Annotated in this window: 20 protein-coding genes and 1 pseudogene; 13 read left to right on the top strand and 8 right to left on the bottom strand. The window is 68.1% G+C overall.

All coding sequences use genetic code 11. The features are described 5' to 3' along the window. Positions 1 to 229: 229 nt before the first annotated feature. Entirely contained in the window at positions 230 to 853 is a 624-nt protein-coding gene (locus tag ON29_RS00530; protein WP_245548748.1) for a LysE/ArgO family amino acid transporter, read from the bottom strand. Between the two features lie 74 nt (positions 854 to 927). Here ON29_RS00530 and ON29_RS00535 point away from each other — a divergent pair, with 74 nt between their 5' ends. The 3 genes from ON29_RS00535 (at position 928) to ON29_RS00540 (ending at position 2973) form a co-directional block, all read left to right on the top strand. After that, complete coding sequence (locus ON29_RS00535; RefSeq protein WP_040864081.1) at positions 928 to 1809, top strand: LysR family transcriptional regulator ArgP; 882 nt, start codon at positions 928 to 930, stop codon at positions 1807 to 1809. 176 nt (positions 1810 to 1985) lie between these two features. Further along, entirely contained in the window at positions 1986 to 2222 is a 237-nt protein-coding gene (locus tag ON29_RS34370) for an MFS transporter (protein ID WP_083863147.1), read from the top strand. Positions 2223 to 2610: 388 nt separating this feature from the next. Continuing rightward, entirely contained in the window at positions 2611 to 2973 is a 363-nt protein-coding gene (locus tag ON29_RS00540; protein WP_040864082.1) for an IPT/TIG domain-containing protein, read from the top strand. Positions 2974 to 3375: 402 nt separating this feature from the next. Here the strand turns inward: ON29_RS00540 and ON29_RS00545 are convergent, their stop codons facing one another. From ON29_RS00545 to ON29_RS33530, 3 genes are all read right to left on the bottom strand, one after another. After that, a complete protein-coding gene (locus ON29_RS00545) occupies positions 3376 to 4314 on the bottom strand; it encodes a sigma-70 family RNA polymerase sigma factor (protein WP_040864083.1) in 939 nt (312 codons plus the stop codon). Between the two features lie 10 nt (positions 4315 to 4324). Beyond that, positions 4325 to 5515 (bottom strand): NAD(P)/FAD-dependent oxidoreductase, encoded by a 1191-nt coding sequence (locus ON29_RS00550; protein WP_040864084.1) that lies wholly within the window; start codon positions 5513 to 5515, stop codon positions 4325 to 4327. 111 nt (positions 5516 to 5626) lie between these two features. Then, positions 5627 to 7105, bottom strand: coding sequence for a toll/interleukin-1 receptor domain-containing protein (locus ON29_RS33530; RefSeq protein WP_083863148.1), 1479 nt, complete (start codon positions 7103 to 7105; stop codon positions 5627 to 5629). A gap of 173 nt (positions 7106 to 7278) precedes the next feature. On the opposite strand from ON29_RS33530, the gene ON29_RS00560 reads away from it, so the two are divergent. After that, positions 7279 to 8322: a glycerophosphodiester phosphodiesterase family protein gene (locus ON29_RS00560; RefSeq protein ID WP_245548750.1), complete on the top strand. Its 1044-nt coding sequence runs from the start codon at positions 7279 to 7281 to the stop codon at positions 8320 to 8322. Between the two features lie 92 nt (positions 8323 to 8414). Here ON29_RS00560 and ON29_RS00565 read toward each other — a convergent pair whose 3' ends face one another. Then, on the bottom strand, positions 8415 to 9110 hold the full coding sequence (locus ON29_RS00565; RefSeq protein WP_040864085.1) for a type 1 glutamine amidotransferase domain-containing protein: 696 nt from the start codon (positions 9108 to 9110) through the stop codon (positions 8415 to 8417). A 301-nt stretch (positions 9111 to 9411) separates the two neighbouring features. On the opposite strand from ON29_RS00565, the gene ON29_RS00570 reads away from it, so the two are divergent. Continuing rightward, positions 9412 to 10086, top strand: coding sequence for a PAS and ANTAR domain-containing protein (locus tag ON29_RS00570; protein ID WP_040864086.1), 675 nt, complete (start codon positions 9412 to 9414; stop codon positions 10084 to 10086). A 308-nt stretch (positions 10087 to 10394) separates the two neighbouring features. On the opposite strand, the gene ON29_RS36805 is transcribed toward ON29_RS00570, so the two are convergent. Next, entirely contained in the window at positions 10395 to 10574 is a 180-nt protein-coding gene (locus tag ON29_RS36805) for a hypothetical protein (protein WP_245548754.1), read from the bottom strand. Here ON29_RS36805 and ON29_RS36810 point away from each other — a divergent pair. The 5 genes from ON29_RS36810 to ON29_RS00595 all read left to right on the top strand — a co-directional run bounded on the left by ON29_RS36810 (position 10519) and on the right by ON29_RS00595 (position 13845). Continuing rightward, positions 10519 to 10764, top strand: a complete 246-nt coding sequence (locus ON29_RS36810) for an OB-fold domain-containing protein (RefSeq protein WP_245548752.1) — start codon at positions 10519 to 10521, stop codon at positions 10762 to 10764. The genes ON29_RS36805 and ON29_RS36810 overlap by 56 nt on opposite strands. 159 nt (positions 10765 to 10923) lie before the next feature. Further along, positions 10924 to 11268 carry a hypothetical protein gene (locus tag ON29_RS00580; protein WP_040864087.1) on the top strand — a complete coding sequence of 115 codons (345 nt, stop codon included), beginning with the start codon at positions 10924 to 10926 and terminating at the stop codon, positions 11266 to 11268. A 290-nt stretch (positions 11269 to 11558) separates the two neighbouring features. Next, positions 11559 to 12632: a sensor histidine kinase gene (locus ON29_RS00585; RefSeq protein ID WP_051174734.1), complete on the top strand. Its 1074-nt coding sequence runs from the start codon at positions 11559 to 11561 to the stop codon at positions 12630 to 12632. Between the two features lie 240 nt (positions 12633 to 12872). Continuing rightward, a complete protein-coding gene (locus tag ON29_RS00590; RefSeq protein WP_040864088.1) occupies positions 12873 to 13073 on the top strand; it encodes a DUF7489 domain-containing protein in 201 nt (66 codons plus the stop codon). Between the two features lie 100 nt (positions 13074 to 13173). Further along, positions 13174 to 13845 carry a response regulator gene (locus ON29_RS00595; protein ID WP_040864089.1) on the top strand — a complete coding sequence of 224 codons (672 nt, stop codon included), beginning with the start codon at positions 13174 to 13176 and terminating at the stop codon, positions 13843 to 13845. Positions 13846 to 14182: 337 nt separating this feature from the next. Here ON29_RS00595 and ON29_RS00600 read toward each other — a convergent pair whose 3' ends face one another. Next, positions 14183 to 15124, bottom strand: a complete 942-nt coding sequence (locus tag ON29_RS00600) for an NAD-dependent epimerase/dehydratase family protein (protein WP_040864090.1) — start codon at positions 15122 to 15124, stop codon at positions 14183 to 14185. Positions 15125 to 15277: 153 nt separating this feature from the next. Here ON29_RS00600 and ON29_RS00605 point away from each other — a divergent pair, with 153 nt between their 5' ends. Then, positions 15278 to 15964: a TetR/AcrR family transcriptional regulator gene (locus tag ON29_RS00605; RefSeq protein ID WP_040864091.1), complete on the top strand. Its 687-nt coding sequence runs from the start codon at positions 15278 to 15280 to the stop codon at positions 15962 to 15964. A 221-nt stretch (positions 15965 to 16185) separates the two neighbouring features. After that, the gene (locus ON29_RS00610) at positions 16186 to 17850 is read left to right on the top strand and encodes a sulfatase-like hydrolase/transferase (protein WP_051174735.1); all 1665 of its coding nucleotides are present in this window, start codon (positions 16186 to 16188) and stop codon (positions 17848 to 17850) included. Between the two features lie 3 nt (positions 17851 to 17853). Here the strand turns inward: ON29_RS00610 and car are convergent. After that, positions 17854 to 21328 (bottom strand): annotated as a pseudogene (gene car, locus ON29_RS00615) (carboxylic acid reductase). A gap of 255 nt (positions 21329 to 21583) precedes the next feature. Here car and ON29_RS00620 point away from each other — a divergent pair. Next, on the top strand, positions 21584 to 23035 hold the full coding sequence (locus ON29_RS00620) for an MFS transporter (RefSeq protein ID WP_083863151.1): 1452 nt from the start codon (positions 21584 to 21586) through the stop codon (positions 23033 to 23035). The last annotated feature ends 19 nt before the right edge of the window (positions 23036 to 23054 follow it).

Raw genomic sequence — 23054 nt, forward strand, 5'->3', positions numbered from 1 at the left:
AGATCGCGATCGCCCGGCCGTGCTGCGCCGGCCCCGAGCGCAGACGGTGACGCTGGGGCAGGTGCCGTGCTCGGCTAGGCGTTCTCGATGACGACCAGCACCTAGCGAATCGGTCGGACTCTCCTGCACGAGGATTCACGTTCGATCGGGTCGATCCAGCAGAGCGGCTACGCCTTCACGGGCCTGACCGACGTCGAGGAAGATCGAAGCGCGGCTCTGATCGCGGTGCTCATCCGCCGCACAACAGTCCCATTCCGAGGCCGAGCAGCACCGCCGCGATCAGCGAGTCCAGCACCCGCCAAGCCAGCGGACGGGTGAACAGCGGACCGAGCAGGCGCGCACCGAAGCCCAGAGCGGTGAACCACAGCACGCTGGCCAGCATCGCCCCCGCGCCGAGAAACCATCGATCCGGGCTCGCATAAGTGCTGGCGAAGGAACCCAACAACACCACGGTGTCCAGGTAGACGTGCGGATTGAGCCAGGTCAGGGCCAGGGTGGTCGCCACCGTCGCGCCCAGTGCCGCGCCGGCCCGCCCCGCCTCGGTGCGCAGCACCGCGGCGCCGAACGCCCGCCGGACCGCCAGGACCGCATAGCCGATCAGAAACGCCGCGCCCGCGTAGCGCGCCACCCCGAGCACCGCGGGAGCCGACTCGACGAGCACGCCGAAGCCGGCGACCCCGGCCGCGATCAGCACCATGTCCGACACCGCGCACACCGCCACCACCGCGTGCACATGGCTGCCGCTGATCCCTTGACGCAGCACGAACGCGTTCTGCGCGCCGATCGCCACGATCAGCGACAAACCGAAGCCCAAACCGGAGGCGGCGGCCAGCGCCGCGGATGAAACGCTCACGTCCAGCGACGCTAAGCGTGCGGATCATACCCAGGCAAGCTAAAGATTCTTAAGTATCATTAGCATCTCTTGATATGGATCTGCAACTCGACCAGCTTCGCGCACTCGACGCCGTGATCAGCGAGGGGACGTTCGACGCCGCGGCGCGGCGCTTGAGCGTGACGGCGTCGGCGGTCAGCCAGCGCATCAAGGCACTGGAGGACGCCGCGGGCCGGATCCTCGTGCAACGCACGAAACCGGTGCGCGCCACCGAATCCGGGCTGGCGGTGCTCCGGTTGGCCAGGCAGATCCAGCTGCTGTCGGCAGACACCGCGCGCGAACTCGGCGCCGAGCCCGCCGACGGTCCGATCCGGGTGCCGATCGCGGTCAACGCCGACTCACTGGAAACCTGGGTGCTGCCCGCGCTCGGCCGCGCGCCACGGGGCGTGAGTTTCGAGATCCACCGCGAGGACGAGGAACACACCACGCGCCTGCTGCGCGACGGCACCGTGATGGCGGCGATCACCTCGACCGCGCAACCGGTGCAGGGATGCAAGGTCGAGCGGCTCGGCGCGATCCGCTACCGGCCGATGGCCAGCCCGGAATTCGCCGCCACCTGGTTCGCCGACGGCGCGACCGCGAAAGGCTATGCCGCCGCTCCGGTCGTACTGTTCGACCGCAAAGACGATCTACAGGATCGCCTGTTGCGCAAACGCGGTCGCAAACCACTGGATCCGCCGCGCCATTACGTACCGTCCTCCACAGGATTCGCCGAGGCGGTCCGGCTGGGGCTCGGCTGGGGCATGCTGCCCGACCTGCAGACCCGAGACGACCAGGCCACCGGCCGTTTGGTCCCGATCGACCCCCGCGTCGTCATCGATGTCCCGCTGTACTGGCAACAGTGGCGGCTGGACTCCCCCGCCCTCGCCGCCGTCGCCGCCGCCATCGCGGCCGAAGCGGCGGACGTGCTGCGCTGAACACGAGTTGCACTGCCCGGCATCGTGTTCCGTTTCCCGAACCATTGCGGGCAAGGCCGTGCTGATGCCGGCCTGTTCGGCCGCCCACCACCGCAACGACGCGGAGCTGTCACGGTGAAAGATGAGTCCGGGCTCGCGGCCGCTCGCCCGCTTCTGGACCAACTCGGCATCCGCCCTTGTACGCCGCCGGGGTCGTCGCGGCACCGATTCTGTTCGGCCGGTGGTCGGACGTGCTCGGACGTCGACCACCGCTCATGGCCGGGCTGGCCTTTTCCGCAGCCAGTTCGCTGGTGTTCCTCACCGCGGGGCCGCTGTGGCAGTTGCTGCTCGGACGAGCGCTGTCGGGTTCGCCGCCCAGCACTGGAACCTGTCCCACATCGGCATCGTCTTCGGAGCCATCATCGGCGCTGTAGCCGCGGTGTCACTACTCGGTACCGTTTGCGCCGGAGTACCGGATTCTACGCCCGCGCCCGCCGCGGCGGCGCGGCGTCACATATCCGCCACGTCGGCACCGCAGCGCAGTAATGGCCAGCTATCTGCGGTAACACATGCCGCCGGACGCCGCTCGGTGATATCGGAACCGCTTGACGTGACTATCAGCGATTCTGGTCCCATCTGCCTAGCCGTCGTGGCGGCTGCGGGCATCGCCAGATTCACCCGCAATGAGTGAATCCGCGACCGGTGTGTAGTTGGGAATCTGGTTGAGTCAGTGATTTCGGTTTCAGCGTCAGCGCAGTGTTACCCGGCAGCAGAGCAACTCGGTGGCCTGCGCTCACAGTCGATCGAAGGAGGGACAGGACAATGGCTGTAATCACAGGACTGAGTCCCAGCGATGCCAAGAAGTGGGGTGGCACTGAGATCACCGTGACCGGGTCGGGCCTGGCAGGTGCCAGCGAGCTGTACTTCAGGGATATGAACGGCAAACGGTATGACGTGGTGGACTACGCGGTGCACAGCGATAGCCGGATCACCCTGATTACTCCTGCGACGGGGCAGATCGGAAGATTCGACCTGTATGTCATCGTCGGCGGACGAGCGGCGACGACCCCGCTGGAGAACACCACGGTCTGGGACGGAGATCGCTTGGGCGCCACTGGAACGGCTGGGGGCAGCGTGGTGCAGGTCCAAAACAACGCCAACCGGATTTGGGTGGCGGATCGTTGACGCCCGCTTCTGGCGCAGCCCAACTGTTCGGGCCGGGTCCGCGCCCGCTGCCCGCGAGCAAGTACGGGGACGACACCCAACCTCGGCCGGACGCCGCTTCCCAGCGCCTTGCACCCAAACCACTACTGAGACACGGCCTAGCAGCGTTCATACCGACGCGCGTAGGGCTGCGACCACCCTGGACGTCGCGATAATGGCGGGCAACCGCCGACGCAGACCGCGAACCCCGGGCAGTTGCGTGTTATGGGAGTTGCGCGGCCCCCGCAGGCCCGCTGTCCGTAGAGCGCGTTCTACCGCCGTCAGCGGTGTTGCCCACTGGGCGTGACAGCTCGTTCAAGGTTTCGCTGTGGTCGGCCGCCTGTGCCGGCCGCCGTCGGTCGGCCGCGCCTACAAGTTTGTCGGCTACCAGGATTCGATCAGCGGGGCATCCTGCCGGCGCCGCTGCCATTGTTCGGTGAGGCGGCCCAGGCGGCTCGGGGCGGCGATACCGCGTATGCCCGCGATCTTGTCGTCGCGGATCTCCAGGATCGTGACGCCCAGGACCCGGGCCTCGAGTGTGAAGAGCACGGCCGGGCAGCCGTTGATCACGGCGGCATGGACAGCGGGAGAGCCGCCGGCGAGTTTGTGTTTGGCCGCGGACGGTTTGAAGCCGGCTCGCACCGCACGGGCGATCTGCCCCGGGTTCAGGTAGCGGATCAGCTTCTCGGCCATGCCCGCGGCGCCGTCGGAGACGCCGGTCGCGTCGTCGGTCAGCAGCGCCACCAGCCGTTCGGTCCGGCCCGAGGAGGCGGCGGCAACGAACGCCTCGACGATGCGGCGCGCGGAGGCCTGATCGACCTCGGTGCGTTTGCCTGCGGCGGCGATTCGACGCCGGGCTCGGTGCGCGTGTTGCTGACTCCCGGCCTCGGTGATGCCGAGGATCTCGGCGATCTCGGCGTGGCTGTACGCGAAAGCTTCGCGCAGAACGTAGACAGCTCGCTCGGTCGGCGACAGGCGTTCCATGAGGGTCAGCACCGCCAGGGTCACCGATTCGCGCTGCTCGGCGGTCTCCGCGGGGCCCAGCATCGGGTCGCCGTCGAGCAGCGGTTCGGGCATCCAGGCGCCGACGGCGCGTTCGCGCCGCACCTGCGCCGAACGAAGGCGATCGAGGGCCAGATTGGTGACGATCTTGGTCAGCCAAGCTTCGGGGACCTCGACGTACTCCAGGTCGGCGGCCTGCCACCGCAGGAACGCGTCCTGCACCGTGTCCTCGGCGTCGGCGGCCGAGCCGAGTAGCCGGTAGGCGAGCGAGGCCAGCCGGTTCCGGCTGGCCTCGAAACGCGTCACGGTGGCGGTGTTCATGCGCCCGACCCTATGCGGTGAGCACTTCGGGCGAGCGCTCTCGCGCGGTCGCCGAGCGGTGCCGGCGACTCGGCATTCCGTAGGTCGGTCGGCTGATGGCCCAAGCGCTGGTCGCCACGATCGCCGACTTGACTCGCGCCGCGGGCCTGCCGCACAGGGCCCCGGCCTTCGCGCGCCCGGCACCGTCGACAAGCTGGAAGATCCCGTCCTCACGTCCGAGGCTGATGTGGTTGCCGACATAGCGCAGCGCGGTCGCCTTGATCTTGCGGCCGGTCAGATCCCCGACGATCGCGGCCGCCGCCTGCGTGCCGGTGAATCCCGCCGAAGCACACGACATCGGCAACGGCCGACCGTTCGCACCGATGACGAAGACGCTGTCACCGGCGACGTAGACATCCGGGTGCGAGACCGACCGCATCTGACGGTCTACCGTGATCCGCCCGTCGGCTTCCACCGCGAGACCGCTGGCGGCGGCGATCGGGTGGACGGCGAAGCCCGCGGTCCACACGGTCGCATCCGCGGCGAACACGCTGCCGTCGGCGGCGACGGCCTTCGTCTCCTCGACACGCTCGATCTCGGTGTGCTCGTGGACCGCGATGCCGAACCGCTCGAAGGAACCCAGCAAGTGACGGCGCGCCTTCGGACCCAGCCAACCCCCCAGTTCGCCGCTGGTGACCAGGATGACCCGAAGACCGGGACGGGCCTCGGCGATTTCGGCGGCGGCCTCGATCGCGGTCAGGTTACCGCCGACGACCAGCACCTTCCCGTTCTCGCCCAGCTCATCCAGGCGGGCGCGCAGGCGCAGCGCGGACGGCCGTGCGGCCACGTGGAAGGCGTGCTCGGCGACGCCGGGCACGCCATGGTCGGCGGCGGTGCTGCCGAGCGCGTAGAGGAGGGTGTCGTATCCGATCCGGTCGATGCCCTCGCCATCGGCCACCGTGACGGTCCGCCGCGCGACGTCGACGTCGGCGACCCGCGCGACGCGGAGCCGAATTCCGGTGCCCGCGAACACCTCCGCCAGCGGTCGGTGGGGAAGATCGTGCCCCGCGGCGAGCTGGTGCAGGCGCAGCCGCTCGACGAAATCGGATTCGGCATTGACGACGGCGATCTCGAAATCGTCGGAGTGCAGCGTGCGGGCCAGATATCCGGCGGTGAAGGCTCCGGCGTATCCGGCTCCGAGAACGACGATGCGGTGCTTCATGATTCGCTCCTGTCTGGTTCACGTGTTTCCTGAACGCGACAGCCCCTGAATTCCTGACAACCACCAAAGTGATCTGCGTCACCAGTTGTCAGGAAATTCGTTGCCATGCCATCAGGTCGATGAACCCTCTGTAGCGAAGGAGCGGACATCATGATCCCCACCCTGCGCATCGGCTTCGGCCGCGAGGGCGGAATCCTCCAGCTGCGCTCCACCGCCTTCTTCGAGGGCCACGGCGCCACCCACGCCCTCACCGTCCTTGCCGTCTGGATCGCACTCGGTGCGGCCCTCTGCCTGACCGGCAGCCCATACTCCCAGCGTCGTCGTCTGCACAGGTCGTGATCCGACGTGCCGGCTTCTGGTCGGCCCGGTATCCGTCGATCGGGAGACCGACACCGCCATGAGCGTGACGAGGACGGCCAGCACAACAGCGAATGCCACGCCGATCAATCTGCGCGGAATCGGATCCGTGTTCGGAGTAGGCGGTGGTAGGCCACCGAAGCCGCCGTAGGGTCTGTAGCGCTTCACCGATTCCAATACATATTCGCTCCCACCCGAATATCGGTCGGTGGTGAAGGAGAAGGTTCCGCCGTCTTTACCCCCGGTGTTGCGGTAGGCTTCGACTTTCAGATCGCAAATGAGGAGTTGGCGTGTACTCGCGTCCCAGCGGGGCCAACCGCCGGTTTGCTTGTACTTCTCTTGCACCTGGGGATCGACCATGCGCGCGACGAGGAAGACACTTTTGCCGGTGGGATAAATCGCCAATCGGTCGATTTCGCGCCACGAGAAGCGGTGGACGACGCCGACTTTCCGGACCTCGACTCCGCCCGCATCGATCGCCAGTTTGTCGCCGCGGCTGAGCATGTAGAAGTGTCCGGCGACGACGGAGACACCGAAGAGCACCGACAGCAGATCGCGCAGTTCGCCGTGCACCCGGAATACGAACCAGACGAACAAGGGGATCGCTGTGCCCGCGATCGCCACGTTGAGATAATGACTGGCGTTCTCTCCGGTATCGGGAAAGACGGTACCGCTCTCGACCCTGCGATCCGGGACCGATTGGGCGACCAGACCGTCGACGATGCGGATGAGCCTGTCGGTGTCGTCGTCGTAGACCTCCGACCTGATCCTTGCCGTGTTGTGCTCGAGCAGATTCCGGATACTCGGCGGCAATTCGCCCGGGTGGGGCAATCGGGCGTCATCCACCAGAAGAGGGAGTATCACCTTCCCCAGACGCAGTGCGGTCTCGATTTCCATGCGTACCGGGTCATCGGGGGCGTGCAACCGGCTCCTGTTGTGGGCGCTGAGCCACTCCGATCCGATGACCACGATGACCACGGCCGACCCGGCGATGGCTTGCACGATCGCCTCACGGAAGGGCACCCCGACATCGATCGAGTCCCTGTCGAAGAAGGTCAGATCGTCCGGAAGCTCCTTTTCGAAGGTGGCTCGAAGCCGGCCGACGAAGTGGTGTGTGCCATCTCTGCGATAGCTGAGAAATATCCGATAGCGATTCACGTACCCCCGGCCTTCCCCCGCAGGAGAGCTGCTACCGAGCCCTCGACACATGGCGAGATCTTGAACGGCCATCATTATGGCGTAGCCGAACAGAGAATGTCGGCCGGTGGCGATTTTTCCGCCATTTTTCGGATGCCCGAAACTACATCTGCGTCCCGACCGCGGCGGCGGTGAAGTTACGCCGATCGTCGCTTCTTCACCCGGGTGTGACCGTCCGGCGAGAGGATGGGCCGGTGTGGCGGATATGCGTGGCAGGGGTTCTGGCGGCCGGTGTCCTGACGGTCGGCGTGGCCCCGGGAGCGGCCGATGGTCCGGCCGCGTTCGACCTGCAAGCCCATCGGGGCGGTTTGGGGCTGGTGGCAGAGAATACGTTGCCCGCGTTCGCGAACGCGCTGGAGCTCGGGGTGAGCACGCTGGAGTTGGACGTGCAGATCACCGCGGACGGGTACGCGGTGGTCACGCACGATCGCGATCCGAATCCGGCGAAGTGCGTGGACACCACACCCGCCGTTCCCGGCGACCCGAAATTCCCCTATGTCCCGGGAACCACCTACATCCGGGATCTGACCCTGGCTCAGGTCCGGACGATCGACTGCGGCTCGGTGCCGTCGGCCGAGCAACCCGAGCAGCGGAGGGCGCCGGGAGCGCGAATACCGTTGCTCGCGGAGGTTTTCGACCTGGTGCGCGCGTATCGCGCCGATCAGGTGAAGCTGAACATCGAGACCAAGGTCGAGGCAGCCGCCCCCGAGCAGACCGCGCCGCGTGACCAGTTCGTGGACGTCGTGGTGGCGGAAATCCGCCGGGCGGGAATCGAGCGGCAGGTCACCATCCAGAGTTTCGACTTCGGCACCCTCATACGGCTGCGGGAAATGGCGCCCGACCTGCCGATCATCGTCTTGACCGATGGTCAGCCGAAGTTGCGTCCGGGCGAACCCGGCGGCTCCCCGTGGCTGGGCGGCATGGATATCGACGACTTCCCTGGATCGTTGCAGGAGAAGTACGTCGCGGCGGCGGCCGCCATCGGCGCCGCCGCGGTCTCACCAGTGCACGGCACTCCGCAGAACGCCGGCGTCACCGCCCCCGACTACCGGCCTTTCACCACGATGGATCTCGTTCGCGCCGCTCACCGCCGCGGCATGCGGGTGGTGCCTTGGACGGTGGACGATCGGCCCACCATGACCGCCCTGCTCGACCTCGGCGTGGACGGCTTGATCACCGATCGGCCGGACGTTCTGCGTGCGCTGCTGTCCGACCGCGGGTATCGCCTGCCACCGGCCTGGCACCGCCCCTGACAGGTACGTGGACCGGACCACGGGCGCGGCGTCGATGCCGTCGCATTCGCACGCCGCGCCCGCTCACCGGCCGGACCGACAGTCGGCTGTGGTCAAGAAAGCGCCTTCAGCAACTCGTCGGCCACACCGCCGGAGGATGCCGGATTCTGGCCGGTGATCAGAGTGCGGTCCACGACGACCTTCGGAGCCCACGGTTCGCCCTCGCGGAAGTCGGCTCCGATCGCGACCAGCCGATCCTGCAACAACCACTCGGCCCTGTCCGCGAAGCCCGCCTGGGTCTCTTCGGCGTTGGTGAAGCCGGTCAGGGCGTAGCCCGCGAAGATGTTCGCTCCGTCTTCTCCCTCGGCGGCGAGTAGAGCCGCAGGCGCATGACACACCACCGCCAGCGGCTTGCCGGACGCCAGGATGTCGGCGAGCAACCGACCGGAGTCGGCGTCGACGGCGAGGTCTTCCATCGGGCCGTGCCCACCGGGGTAGAACACCGCCGCGTAGTCGGCGAGGTCCACCCCCGCCAAGTCCACGGGGTTGTTCAGTTCGGTGCTCGTGCCGATCACATGCGCTCGATGGTCGGCGTTCTCCTGACCGCCGTTGGCCTCGGGCGCGAGGCTGCTCTTGTCCACGGTCGGTACGACGCCACCCGGGGTGGCCACCACGATCTCGTAACCCGCCGCTTTCAGTTTCTCGAAGGGCACCACGAATTCCTCGGCCCAGAAGCCGGTCGGGTGCTGGGTCCCGTCGGCCAGCGTCCAGTGATCGGCCCCGGTCATCACGAAAAGGATTTTCGGCATGGTCTGTAGTCTCCTCGTCCTGAACCCGGCCGGCCGGGTTCGGTCATCGAGTCCTGTCTCGCTGGTCCGAGCGCTGCCGGACGCCGACCCCGCACGCCGGGATCGTCAGCGACGACACTGTCGACGCTAGCCTTCCCGATCTTCGGGATACCAAAAGACCGGGTTCGCGGCCATTCCTGTTTCACTTTTCGCGCCTACCCGGCGATGCGGCGGCCCCGGTCCGGGAGGTGCGCGCCACACAACGCCACACCTCCCGCCTGACCTGGGGTTGTCTTCGGGCCATACTGGACCGGTGACTGAGATGGGACAACGCGAGCGGGAGACTGCACGCAGGATGCTCGGCGGTTGCCCCGATATCGGCAACTTCAGATTCTGGTTCGCAGACCAGCGGTGGGAATGGTCCGAGGAAGCCGCCGGGATCTTCGGGTACGCACCGGGCGAGGTCGAGCCGTCCACCGAACTCTTGCAGAGCCACCAGCACCCCGACGACCGCCAGCGGGTCGCCGAGGCTCTCGCCGACGCCATCGAGACCGCGACTCCGTTCTGCACCCGCCACCGGATCATCGACACCGAGGGCGAGACGCACGACGTGATCGTCATCGGCGACCAACTGTTCGACGAGCAAGGCACCGTGGTCGGCTCCGCCGGTTACTTCATCGACGTCACCGAGACGCTCGAGGGCAACCTCCAGGAAGCCCTCGACGACCTGCTGCCCGACGTGATCGACGCCCGCGCGGTGATCGAACAGGCCAAGGGCGTCTTGATGTTCGTCTACGGCGTCAACGCCGATCAGGCGTTCCGGGTGCTGCGCTGGCGCTCGCAGGAGACCAATGTCAAGATTCGCACGCTGGCCGAGCAGCTCGTCGCCGACGTCGTCGCGATGGGCGGTGCGCTGGTCCAGCAACGCACCCGCTTCGATCATCTGCTGCTGACCATCCACCAGCGGGTGGCGCCCCCGGAACCCGTCGCGGACTAGCCGACCATCGCTACGGCCCCGCCGAGCGGATTCGCGCATCCTCGGGACCAGCGCCGATTGGGGGGCGAATCCAGCGCGGCCGGCGTCCGAGCCCGTGCCGCCCCTCATCCCGCGATCAGCCGAATCGGGAAAAACAGGTATGCCCCCGGGTCATTCCACCGTCGCTCGGCGTGGCTCCCCGGGGGAGTCTGGAACGGAAGTTGCCAGCATCGTTCCGGAGAAGCTCGTATGCACACCAACCACGTGAAGCACAGTCCGAATGCCGTCGGGAGCGGCAGCGCACTGGGCACGGATGACAGGCTGATGATCTACCGCTGCGTGCGGTGCGCCAAGCTGCTCGCGCCGATAGCGTCCGGATGTTCGTCCTGCGGATCCGGCGAACTGGAGCGTGTGCCCTCGTCGGGTACCGGATCGGTCGTGTCGTGGCGGGTGGTGGATCGCGCCCCGACCGACAGGCAGGGCGGGTTGGTGCCGCTGACGATCGCCATCGTGGAACTCGACGAAGGTCCGTGGGTCTATACATCGCTCGAAGGGGAGATCCCCTCGTCTTCGGGCCGGACGGTACGCGTGCGATTCCAGCCCCATCCCCCGGAAGGCAGGTTCCCGGTCTTCGAGGTCAGTACCGATTCGCGAGGCCCATCGTGCGCGGCTCCGCCGCACCTTTCCGCGCAGGAGTAGTACCGGTGCACCGCTCATAGGCGTCCAGGCCCACCGCATCCGTCCGGTGGCGGCCGGATTCACGGTGCCGTCGTCCCGCCGACAACGCGCTACCGGCCCTCGCTTCCAGCCTCTATCGTGTACTACTCTTACCGATCGGAATAATTGAGGAGAACCGGCATGGGACGTTTTGTCCCTCGCGCGTTGACCGCGGCGGTGTGTGTGGGATGGGGCGGCATCTGTATGGCCGGCCTCGCGCCGGCCGCCGCGGCCGCGCCCTCGATCTACGAACCGAGCATCACCCCGTGCAGTCACCTGTTCACCACCCCGCTCGAACCCGGCCGCCCCGGTACGAGCACCTATTGGAGCCCGTTCGGCACCGCCGATATCGTCTGCTACGACGTCGGTTCGCTGCCGGTGAGCTACTACCAGCGCGACCCGGCGGGACAGTGGCACGCGATGAACCAACTGATCCCCGGCAACTACTTCATCAACATCTTCGGCTACGGCCACCTGCCCGCATAACGGTGCACGCGACCGGCACCACACCCCCTGTGCCGGGCCCGGGTCGCTGATCGGCACCGCGAGTCCGGCAGCTCGGTGCACAAATCGGTACGACCCGATCGCTTTCGCGTCCTGCACGCCGGCTGAGAGCCCCGAATGTCCAGATCCCCGTACTCCGGATCATCGGAACGGACCGTCGAGCGGCATCGACCGGACGGCCTCGTTCGAGTTCCGTCGAGGCACAGAGTCTTTCGCCGTGTGGCTGATGGTGGGCGTTCGGTCGAGGCGCCGGGCCCGGTAGCGTCGGTGACGTGCAGGATCAGTGCGAGATGCGGCTGTCGCGGCGTTGGCGTGTACTGCTGGTCGTCTGCTCCGTCACCACGTTGTTGCCGGTAGTGCTGTTCGTTGCGCCCACGGCCGCCGAGCGCGTCCTCGTGATCGGGCTGGTGGTGTGCCAGGCAGGCGCCGTCTGGTGGATGGACCGCCGACCGGTTTTCGTCACGATTGTCTCCCTGTTCACGGGAGCGTCGTTGGAACTGCTGCACGTTCGAATGGGGCCGGGCATCGCCCTCATCGTGCTGACGACCTTTTCCTGGCTGCGCCCGGCCCGCACGTCGTTGTGGGGCCTTGCCGCGGCGGTGTTGCTCTTCGCGCTCGCGGCGGGGACCACCGGGCAGTGGTCGCACGCCGTGCTGTGGTCCGGCGCCGCGCTGCTGGCCTGGAGCTGGGGCGCGCTGGGACGCGCCAGATCCGCCCAGCGCGACGCCGAAGCCCGGCGTCTGGTCCAGCAGGAGCGTGCCCGCATCACGCGCGAACTGCACGACGTGCTCGCTCATACGGTGTCGCTGATGGTGCTCCAAGCCGCGGCGGCCAACGACGTTTTCGACACCCACCCGGACAAAGCGCGAGAGGCCGTCGCCGCCCTGGAGTCCGTCGGCCGACAAGCCCTCGGCGAAGTACGCCGTTTGCTCGAGGTGATCGACCGGGAACCGGCCGTTTCCGCGCCTGGACTGGAGGATCTGGACAGACTGGTGGAGTCGATGTCGCGGGCGGGAATCGAGGTGGTGGTGAACCGGCACGGGACGGACGGCACCGCTGTCGCGCCGATGGTCACCGAAACCGCCTACCGGATCGTGCAGGAGTCCCTGACCAACGTCCTGCGCCACGCGAGAGCCGATCGAGCCGAGGTCGACGTCCGGATCGTCGCCGGGCAACTCATGGTGGCGATCACCGACAACGGCGGCGGTAGCCGGCTCGAGCACGGCAGCGGTCGGGGACTCGACGGCATGCGCCGACGCGCCGCAGAGCTGGGCGGACGATTCGAGGCAGGCCCTCGCACTGCTGGCGGCTTCCGCGTCGCGGCATGGCTTCCGGTCCGGTCGTAACCGAGAGGAGCAGGTTTCGGATCGGACCGCACGCCCCCCGAGGTGAGATCCGGCGCAGCATCGATCAGGCCGACGCCATCACCCGCTGACCGGTAGTCCTTTCGACAGTGGTCTCCGACTTTCGGCAGAGGCGAATACACCCCTGCAAGGGGATGTTCCCGCCGCGGCGACAGGAAACACTGGAATTCACGTCATACGGGATCCCGCGGCGTGAACGCTCAGCGAAACAAGGAGTCGACGATGCAACAGCAGGAATGGCGGGGGACGGTTGTCGAGAAGTCGCGCGGGTTGTTCGATGGGGCGAACCTGTACCGGCGCTTGACCGTCCGGCTATCGGACGGCAGTACCGTGAAGGTCCGGGTCGACCGGAAACTGTGGAAAACAGTGCAAGCCGGTGATTCGGTGACCAAGCACGCGGGAGCCGATCCGGTGAAGGACTGACGCGCCCGCAGGCCGGATCAGCACACTCGGAGGATTGGATGCTCGCCATGAACCGGCCGCCGCGACAGGCGGGCACCCGGCAGACCGGACGGCGGCGGGGATGACCGTCACCGTACTGGTCGCCGATGATCAGGCTCTGGTCCGCACCGGGCTCCGGATGATTCTGCAAGCACGCGAGGACATCCGGGTCGTCGGCGAGGCCCGGGACGGGGAGGAAGCGGTACACCTGGCCGCGCAGACACTGCCCGACGTCGTGCTGATGGATCTGCGGATGCCGCGCGTCGACGGAGTGCAGGCGACGCAACGCCTTTCCGCGTCCCGGCACAGGCCCGCGGTCATCGTGCTGACCACCTTCGACGAAGACGAGCTGATGTACGCCGCGCTGCGCGCCGGTGCGGGCGGGTTTCTACTGAAGGACGCCCGGCCCGCCGAACTGGTCGAGGCGATACGGGTGGTGGCCTGCGGCGAGGCACTGCTCGCGCCGCGGGTGACGCGCAGGCTGCTGGATCGGTTCGTCGCCGATATTCGCCCACAAGCAGCGGCGATACCGGATCTCGCCGATCTCACCCAGCGCGAGGTCGAGGTCCTCACCCTCATCGCGCAAGCGGCCTCCAACGCCGAGATAGCGGCGAAACTGGTTGTCACCGAAGGCACGGTGAAGACCCACGTCTCGGCGATCCTGCGCAAACTCGGCCTGCGGGATCGAGTGCAGGCGGTGGTGCTCGCCTATGACATCGGCCTGGTCCGGCCCCGGCGTTCCTCGAGTCCGTAACGCCGGGGCAGTGGGCGCTTCCCCGGCGCCGTCTTTCCGGCCCCGCACACCGATATCCGCGCGGCACACCTCGACGGACCGCTCGTGCGGCGTGTCCCCCTACAGCCCGCGATCTCAACCGAACGTTGTGACCGAACCTACCGTCCGACCGGCATGGCCGCCGTCGCCCTTCGCGGTATCGAAACGTGGTTGGCGAACCGTCTGGCCAGGGCGTGACTTGCCGCCGACCTACACCGGATCCCGCCGTTGACAAGTCGTTACGGGGACGCCTTTCGTCGCAGCGCCGACACATAGGGCGGCGCATGGCGCGAGACGACGTCGCTGCGGACCGCGTTGCTCAGCCTATGCTCGCCGATTCTTCCGCGCGAAGCGCGGCGATCGTCGCGCGCAGGGACTCCGCGGTGGGTGTCGGTTCGATGCCGAAGGCCGCGGTCGCGGCGGAGGAATCGATCACGAACGGGCGATCGAACTGGTAGCGCATCTCGCGCATCTCGCGGGCGTTGGGATCGAACAGCCCTGCGGCCCACAGCAGCGCGGTGGGCAACCGGCTCACGCGCGCGGGCGGCGCGTCCGCCACCGTCGCGGCCAGTCCGGCCAGTTCACGGATGGACATGGGCGGCGCGGTCGGCGTGTGCCATGCTCGGCCCCACGCATTTTCGTCGGCGGCGACCGCGACCAGCGTGCGAGCGGTGTCACCGACGTCGGTCCAGCTGTGCGCGGCGTCCGGATCGGCGGGGAACTGCGCCCGGCGCCCCGAGAGCACGGCGGGCAGCGCCACCATGGTGAACGCCGATTTCGCTCCCGCGCCGAGGTAGTCCGATCCGCGCACCTCGGCGGCGCGGACGCGGCCCGCCTCGTGCGCGGCCAGCGCCTCTGCCCATATTTCCGCCCGAACCCGCCCCTTCACGCTGTTGGGGCGCAGTGCGTGCCGCTCGCTGATCGGGCCGTCGACCGGTCCGTAGCCGTACAGGTTTCCGACGCTGAGAAGTGCGGCGCCGGTCGCTTCCGCCGCCCGCAACGCGGCGGCGGCCAGCGGCGGAAAGTCGTCCGCCCAGCGATGATACGGCGGCTGAGCGCACTGGAAGACGACCTCCGCACCCTCGCAGTGCGGGTTCAATGCCCCGGAATCGGTGGCGTCGGCGGCGACGCGCTCGATCAGCGGGTGGTCCGGACCGCTACCGCGCCGGGTGATCACGCGCACCCGGCTGCCGCGTGCGGCGAGCAACTGGGCCGTGGCCGTTCCAACCGGACCGGCTCCGATGACGACGTGCAGGGACATGACGTTCCAACCTGTCTGACGTTCTTGATAGAGAACACTGCTCTCTCATTGACAACTCGAGCCTAAGGCAGAACACCCGTCCGAGTCAAGAACACTGTTCACACTTCGAGCAGACGTTCTCCTATCCGTTCTTTGTTCCCTACACTGGGAGGAATGTCCGCCCAGTCACTGCGCGCCCGCGTCCGCTCCGAGATGATCGAGGAGATCAAGGCGGCCGCGCGCAAACGGTTGGCGGTGGACGGCGCGAACTTGTCCCTGCGCGGGGTCGCCCGGGACATGGGCATCGTCGCCTCGGCGCTCTACCGGTACTTCCCCAGCCGCGACGACCTGCTGACCGTATTGATCATGGAGGCCTACCAAGCGCTCGCCGCCGAAGCCGAAGCCGCGGACACGAGGCTGCCTGCCGCCGATCTGCGCGGCCGGTGGATGGCGGTGTGCTCGTCCGTGCGGGACTGGGCACAGGCTCATCCGGCCGAATACGGCCTGCTCTACGGCAGTCCGGTGCCCGGATACGACGCCCCGGACGACACCGTGGCCCCCGCCGCGGCCGTGGTCTTCCGGCTTGTCGCCATCGCGCAGGCGGGTGCGGAAGAACTGACGCCGCCGCCGCTTTCGTCCGCGCTGCCCGCACCCGTGCACGCCGGCCTGCGCCGGCTGATCGAGCAGCAGTCCTCCGACTTGCCCGAGGACGTGCTCGACCGGGTCTTCGTGGCGTGGACCCAGCTGTTCGGCCTGCTCAACTTCGAAGTCTTCGGCCGGTTGAACGGCATCATCGATGCCCGCGCCGACTACTTCGCCCACCACATGAACGTGATGGCCGATCTGGTCGGCCTGCCGTAACCCCGGATTCCGGCTGGCGCGACGTACTGCGCACCGTCGCAAGCGTCCCGGCCCCAACGGAACGGGCTCCACCCTCCTCGACCGGCTCACCTGCGGCGATCACCTGGCGGCGTGTCCGCACCGGAGTGCGGCTACCGCGAGCCGGGCAGCGCTACGGTGACAGCACCGAGATTCTCCGCGTTCCATTCGCCCGACGAAAATCACTCATTCGTGGAGGAACATTGCCGAGCTCGTTCACTCGCAGGGGTTTTCTCTCCAGTGCGGCCACCTCGGCGACGGCCGCGGCCGCCGTCTCGACCGGAGCCGCTCCGGGCAGAGCGCGTGCCGACACCGATCCGGACAAGCCCAACATCCTGGTGATCATCGTGGATGAGATGCGGACGCCCGTGTGGTTTCCCGATCAGCAGACGTTGGACACCGTCCTGCCGAACATCGCCCGGATCCGCCGGGGCAGTGTGTCGTTCGAGAATCACTACACGGCGGCCAACGACTGCACGCCCGCTCGCGGCTGCCTGCTGACCGGCCTCTACGCGCAGCAGACCGGGGTCATGGTCGTGTCGGAGTCGACCTTGTCGCCCCTGTTCCCCACGTGGGGATCCATGCTGCGCGACCACGGCTACGACACCACGTACTGGGGCAAGTGGCATCTCGGCAGCTACCCGGATCGCACGCCGGGCGCGCTGGAAGCCTACGGTTTCCACGGCGGCACCTATCCCTCCCCGAACGGCGCGCCGGGGCAAGGGCTGCAAGCGGACCCGAAGATCGTCGACCAGTTCGCCGACTGGTTCCACAACGACTCCGGCGCCGCGCCATGGTGTACGACGGTGTCGCTGGTCAACCCGCACGACATCCAGTGGTGGCCGCGCTGGACCCGGCGCGACCAATTCAACGCCGACATCCCGCGGTGGATGAACGATCTGCCGCCCAATTTCGAATCCCTCGAACAGCTCTCGCGCAAGCCGCGCCTGCAGATGGCGCTGGTCGAGGTCTCGGCGGTGGCGTTCGGGGTGGCGCCCTACGGGACACCGGAAGCCATGCAGGCCTGGATCGAGATGCGCAACCTGTATCTGTGGGCGCAGCAGCAGGTCGACATCCAGATCGGGCGCGTGCTCGACACCTTGCAGTCCCGTCCCGATGTCGCCGCCAACACGGTCGTCGTGTTCACCTCCGACCACGGCGATTACGCCGGTTCGCACGGCCTGCACGGCAAAGGCGGCGCCGCCTACGACGAGGCGCTGCGGGTGCCGCTCTACGTCCACGACCCGCGCGGATACCTGAGCCCGGTGGACGGCACGACCACCAGAGACCAGCTCACCTCCAGCGTCGACTTCACTCCCCTGCTGCTCACCATCGGCACGGGCGGCAACGAATGGCGCGGCGACGGACGCTACGAACATCTCAGCGGGCGCTTCGACATCGCCGCGCTGTGCCGCGACGCGGGCGCGGCGGGCCGCCCGTGGGTCGCGCACACGACCGACGAGGCGTCGATCGAGGAAGCCGCGATCCTGTTCAACCAGGACGCCCCCGGCCATGTCGCGATGGTGCGCACCGCCGAGGCGAAGTTCGCGTCCTATTCCCAGTGGGTGCACGGCCGGATCCAGATCGATCCGACGCGAGAGCAGGAGTTCGAGCTCTACGACTACAGCACCGACGGCGGCCGGCTCGAACTCGACAACCAGGCGGCGACCGGGAACCCGCTGCGCGGCGACATGGAGCCGCTGCTCGACAACGTCATCCGCACCGAGATCCAGCAACCGCTGCCGCCGTATCTGCGGGCCGCCCAGGACGAAGGCATCGGCGACTACATCTCGGCGCAGACGAACATCTTGGTGCAAGCCGAACGGATCGGCAACGCCCTGCTGGATGCCGTGCCGAGGCCGTCCTGACTCCTAGAGCAGGCCCCGTAATTGCAGGTCCGTCGCGTATTTCTCGATGAGTTCCCGCGATATCTGCGGAATATCGTGCTCGGCGCCGATTTTCGCGGCTCGGACGGCGGAGCGGAACCTCTCCGCGGGAAGTGCCGAGCCGCGAACGGCCGGGGCCGGTCGCCGATACGCGTGCAGCAAGGGCAGGACGGAGGCCTGGCGCTGCCATTCCGGCAGCGCCCGCAGGGCGGTCTCGAACCGGGTGAACCACTCCTGGTAGTCGGCGATCCGCTCGATCCGGTGGCCCGCGGCGATCAGCCAATCGACGAACTCGTCGAGCGAGCGGCCGTCGTCGTGCGGGTTGAGCACATCGAAACTCTGGAAGCCGGTGCCGGCCGTCGCGCCGAGGGCGGTGATCGCGTCCGCGGTGAAATCGGCGGGCAGGCCGTCGTAGTGGGCGCGCGAGCGGTTGCCGTCGGCGTCGGTGCGGTAGAAGGAGAAGGGCGCGATCCCCGTGACGATCAGGCTCAGCAGCAGCCGGGTGAAGATATCCGGCACGTTGAGCTGGCCCGCGTAGCGCCGGTCGGCGAGGATCATGTCCGACCGGAACACCGCCACCGGCAGTCCGCACAGATCGTTGGCCTCACGCAGCAGCACCTCACCCGCCCACTTGCTGTTGCCGTAGCCGTTGGCGTAGCTGTCGTCCACCGCGCGGACCGGGCTGATCTCGCGGATGTCCCCGTCCTCGGCGAAGACGGCCGGATCGATCTGCGCGGCCACGGCGACCGTGGACAGATAGGTGAACGGCTTGAGCCGCGTGGTGAGGGCGAGGCGGATCAACTCGGCGGTGCCGACCACGTTCGGGCCGAACAGTTGCCGGTACGGCAGCACGTGATTGACCAGCGCGGCGGGATGCACGATCAGGTCGACGCGGTCGGCCAGCCGATCCCACGTCCGATCGTCCAGGCCGAGGTTCGGCTCCCCGATATCGCCGGGGATCACCTCGAGATGCGCGGCGGCCAGCTCGCGGAATTCCCGGACCAGCGTGGGATCTCCGGAATCGAAAGCGCTGTCGAGGCGTCGGCGCGCCGCGGCGGCGTCGGAGCCACGGACCAGGCAGACGAGTGTGCCTGCGGTGTCGTGCATCCGCCGCAGCCACTCCAGGCACAGGAAACGCCCGAGATAGCCGTTCGCGCCGGTGAGCAGCACCGTCCGCGCGGTCTCCGTGGGGCGCGGCAGCGACGGCGCCGCGGCGAGCGTGCGGGCGTCGAGGAACTTGTCGAGCGTCAGATCGGCGGCACGCACCTGCGGCCCGCCGCCGTGCACCGTGGTGTACGTGGCGCCTCGTCCACCCGAGACACGCACGGCCGCGATGTAATTCGCCACCTCGCGCAGATTGTTGGCCGGGCTGATCACCACCGACACCGGCACCTCGACATCGAAGATCTCGTGCAGCAGGTTCGACAGCGACAGCGCCGACAGCGAATCGCCGCCGAGATCGGTGAAGTGCGCGTCGGGACGCAGATCGGTGTCCGCGCAGCCCAGCACGGCCTTCGCCGCGCGGCCCACCGTCTGGAGCACGGGCAGATCGACCGCGCTGCGGCGCAGATCGAGCAGTTCGTTCGCCTGCCCGGCGTCCAGGTCGGCGTACAGCTGCCGCAAGCGCGGCTCGTACCGCTCTCTCAGCTTGGGGCGAAGCAACTTTCCGATGCCCGACAGCAAGCCGTTGGCGGTGGTGAACGGCTCGGGCTCGATCAGGAAATCGCGTGGGATCTCATAGGACTGCAGTTCGGCGTCCTTGGCGAGCTGTCGCAGCGATTCGCTCAGCGCCGTCTTCATCTTCTCGACGTCGCCCCAGCCGAGCACGTCCTCGGTGGGCACGATCACGGCCAGGAGATACGCGCGTTCGCTGCTGCCGTACACGAATATCTGCTGGATCAGCGGACTGGTCGCGTAGACCGCCTCCAGGTGCGAGACCGCGACGAATTCGCCCTGGGACAGCTTCAGCACGTTGTTGCGCCGATCGACGTAGACCAGGCGATCCGGGGCGAGTTCGGCGACGATGTCGCCGGTCTTGTAGAAGCCCTCGTCGTCGAAGATCTCGGCGGTGAGCTCCGGCCGCTTGTAGTAGCCGGAGATCAGGGTGGCGCTCTTCAGCAGCAGCTCACCGCGCGGATGCGGTTTGTCGGTCCGGAAGTAGCCCAGCTCGGGGACGTCGGCGAGCTTGTAATCGAGCACCGGCGGCCGCTGCACCCGTTCGTCGATGACGACGACGCCGCCCGCCTCGGTGGACCCGTACCCGTCGTGCAGTTCCAGCTCGAGCACCGACTCGACGAACGATTTCATCTCCGCCGACACCGGCGCGCTTCCGCAGATCGCCATGACCATGCGTCCACCGAGGAAGTGCTCGCGCAGTTCGGTTTTCACTTGCGCTTCCAGCGCGGCCCGGTCGACGCCCGGCCCGTCGCGCCGGTCCACCTCGCCCCGGAAGCGCTGGAAGATCATGTCGCACACCCGTGGAACGAAGAACAGCTCGGTGGGCCGCGCCAGCGCGATGTCGTCGAAGAGCGTGGACATATCGCTCTCGGCGGTGAAATAGGCGGTGCCGCCGCGGGCCAGCACGCCGGTCAGCGACCCGCGACCGGCCACGTGGCTCATCGGCATGTAGTTGAGGTTGATCGCGGCGACATCGCGCCGGTTCACCCATCCCCCTGGCGACCAGCCGCTGGGAGTACATCGCCCCCTTGGGGGTTCCGGTGCTGCCCGAGGTGTAGATCAGCAGCGCCAGCGGGTCCGCACCCGGCTCGGCGGCGAACAGCGGCGCGGGCGGCAGCGACCTGCCTCGCGCGAGCACCTCGTCGAGCGGTTCCACGGGCACGGAGCTGCCCGCCTCGGCCAGGCGGGCGCGGGCCGCTTCGAACGCCGAGCGCTGGTCGTCGTCTCCGGGGTGGTAGTCGAAGACGATCAGCCGTTGCGGCCCGGCCTGCGACAGCGCGCACGTCACCGCGGCGTCGAGCAGCTCCGGCGTCGCGGCGAGCACCCGCGGCGCGGTCTCCTCGACGATCGCCGACAGCTGGGCGACCGGCGCACTGGATTGCAGCGGAACCGCGACCAGCCCCAAGTGGATGCAGGCCAGGTCGAGAGCGGTGTAGTCGCTGCTGGTGAAACCGAGAATGCCCACGAAATCGCCCGCTCGGAGCGGCTCGCGCGCATCACCGTGCCATGCGGCGGCAACGGCGCGCACGCGCTCCCACAGCTCGCCGTAGGTGATCGTGTCGAACTCCGGCAGCAGGCTCAGCGTCGTGCGGCCGGTCTCGTCGGTGCGCAGTTCGGTCGCGCGCGTGCCGAGGGCGGGCCGGTCGGCGTAGCCGGCCATGACCGTCTCGACGATCTGGGCGAGCCCCGCGCCGGGCTCGCGGAGCTTCTCGGCGACCTCCGCACGCGGGGCGGCGTTGCGAATGTCGTCGTTTTCGGCGTACAGCCGGGTGATGCGGCGCATGAGCCGCTCCCCTTGTGTTTCGAGTGCCACGACGACCTCCTTCGTCCGGGAACGCGCGTTCACCAAACACGTTAGCTCGCCTAAATACTTCGGGTGGGCGATAGCGGAGGTAAGCGTCTGTGACACCGGACACGGTATCCGATATGTCCCAAAATTCTCCGGTATTCCCTTGCGGCACACGCCCAGCCTGGTGCTGCCGGTACCAGTGTCAACGGGCTCCTGTTACCGGTGCACGGCGCACCGCATGCTCGGAGCATGACACAGACCATATCGCCGGGTCCGGCGGCGGCAACGACGCCCGCCGCCGCTCCGGCCGCCCCGCCCGCCGCGCTGGGAGCGCGGCGCTCGCTCGCCGTCCTGGCCGTCATCCTCACCGGCCAGTTCATGGCGGTGCTCGATTCCTCCATCGTCAACGTCGCGATCCCCTCCATCCGGGGTTCGCTGCACACCAGCGGCGCGGCCCTACAGCTGATCGTCGCCGGCTACGTCATCGCGTACGCCGTCCTGCTGGTCACCGGCGCACGGCTCGGCGACCGGTTCACCCAGCGCCGCACATTCGTCGCCGGACTGGCGCTGTTCACCCTCGCCTCGCTGGCTTGCGGACTGGCCTGGAACGAGACCTCGCTGATCGTCTTCCGGTTCGCCCAGGGCGTCGGCGCGGCCGCGATGGTGCCGCAGATCATGACGCTCATCCAGCGCACCTTCACCGGTCATGCCCGCGCGCGGGCGCTGAGCGTCTACTCGGCCATCATCTCCGGCGGCATGGTCGCCGGGCAGGTGCTGGGCGGGCTGATCGTCAACGCGGACCTGTTCGGCAGCGGCTGGCGCGGAGTGTTCCTGGTGAACGTGCCGATCGGCGTCGCGCTGCTGGTCGCGGCGCCGCGCATACTGCCGCCCTCGGCCCGGCGTCTGGAGCGGCGGCTCGACCTGCCCGGGCTGGCCACGCTCACCGCCTCGGTGCTGTTGCTGGTGTTGCCCCTGGTGCTCGGGCGCGAGCTGGATTGGCCGATGTGGTCGTGGATCGCCTTGATCACCAGTGCGATCGGCTTCGCGCTGTTCGTGGTGATCGAGCGCATCGTCGCATCCCGTGGCGGCGAACCCCTGTTCGCGCGGGCGGTGCTCACCGCGCCGGGCCTGGTCTCCGCCGCGGTCGCGTTGTTCGTGATCATGGCGACCTTCGGCGGCTGGATGTTCGTCATGGCGATCCACTTGCAGAGCACGCTCGGCTACAGCGCCCTGCACGCGGGCCTGCTGTTCGTCCCGCTCGGCGTGACCTTCGCCGTCGCCAGCCTGAACTGGGAGCGCATCCCGGCTCGTTTCCACCCGGCGATGATCCCGCTCGGGCTGGTTCTCGGCGCGGCGAGCATGGTGACCCTCGGCGCGCTGCTGCGCGACGGCGCCCAGGTCGGTCCGCTCGCGCTGACACTGCTCGGCTTGTGCGGCGCGGGCAACGGCATCGCGTTCAGTCCGCTCATGACCCGCACGCTGGCCAAGGTCCCGACGACTTCGGCCGCGGACGCGAGCGGCATCCTGGTGACCAACGTGCAACTGGGCATCGTGGTCGGGATCGCCACCTTCGGCTCGCTGTTCCTCGGCCTCGCGGGCAGCACGGTGACCAGCGCGGCGCACGCGCTGGGCGGCACCGCGATCGCCGAAGGCTGCACGGTCCTGGTGGCGGCGGCTTTCGCGGCCCGCGCCGCGCGGTAGCGGGCCCGCCGTTCGACGA

This window comes from Nocardia exalbida NBRC 100660 (assembly GCF_000308575.1).
Classification (GTDB): Bacteria; Actinomycetota; Actinomycetes; order Mycobacteriales; family Mycobacteriaceae; genus Nocardia; species Nocardia exalbida.

What these genes read in the sequence shown, in the direction of transcription:
- ON29_RS00605 (WP_040864091.1), top strand. Translation starts at nt 15,278, where the DNA reads ATGTCCGCCCAGTCACTGCGCGCCCGCGTCCGCTCCGAGATGATCGAG.
- ON29_RS33530 (WP_083863148.1), bottom strand. Translation starts at nt 7,105, where the DNA reads ATGATGGCCGTTCAAGATCTCGCCATGTGTCGAGGGCTCGGTAGCAGC.
- ON29_RS00580 (WP_040864087.1), top strand. Translation starts at nt 10,924, where the DNA reads ATGGGACGTTTTGTCCCTCGCGCGTTGACCGCGGCGGTGTGTGTGGGA.
- ON29_RS00550 (WP_040864084.1), bottom strand. Translation starts at nt 5,515, where the DNA reads ATGAAGCACCGCATCGTCGTTCTCGGAGCCGGATACGCCGGAGCCTTC.
- ON29_RS00570 (WP_040864086.1), top strand. Translation starts at nt 9,412, where the DNA reads ATGGGACAACGCGAGCGGGAGACTGCACGCAGGATGCTCGGCGGTTGC.
- ON29_RS36805 (WP_245548754.1), bottom strand. Translation starts at nt 10,574, where the DNA reads ATGGCGATCGTCAGCGGCACCAACCCGCCCTGCCTGTCGGTCGGGGCG.
- ON29_RS00600 (WP_040864090.1), bottom strand. Translation starts at nt 15,124, where the DNA reads ATGTCCCTGCACGTCGTCATCGGAGCCGGTCCGGTTGGAACGGCCACG.
- ON29_RS00620 (WP_083863151.1), top strand. Translation starts at nt 21,584, where the DNA reads ATGACACAGACCATATCGCCGGGTCCGGCGGCGGCAACGACGCCCGCC.
- ON29_RS00595 (WP_040864089.1), top strand. Translation starts at nt 13,174, where the DNA reads ATGACCGTCACCGTACTGGTCGCCGATGATCAGGCTCTGGTCCGCACC.
- ON29_RS00590 (WP_040864088.1), top strand. Translation starts at nt 12,873, where the DNA reads ATGCAACAGCAGGAATGGCGGGGGACGGTTGTCGAGAAGTCGCGCGGG.
- ON29_RS00565 (WP_040864085.1), bottom strand. Translation starts at nt 9,110, where the DNA reads ATGCCGAAAATCCTTTTCGTGATGACCGGGGCCGATCACTGGACGCTG.
- ON29_RS00535 (WP_040864081.1), top strand. Translation starts at nt 928, where the DNA reads ATGGATCTGCAACTCGACCAGCTTCGCGCACTCGACGCCGTGATCAGC.
- ON29_RS00540 (WP_040864082.1), top strand. Translation starts at nt 2,611, where the DNA reads ATGGCTGTAATCACAGGACTGAGTCCCAGCGATGCCAAGAAGTGGGGT.
- ON29_RS00545 (WP_040864083.1), bottom strand. Translation starts at nt 4,314, where the DNA reads ATGAACACCGCCACCGTGACGCGTTTCGAGGCCAGCCGGAACCGGCTG.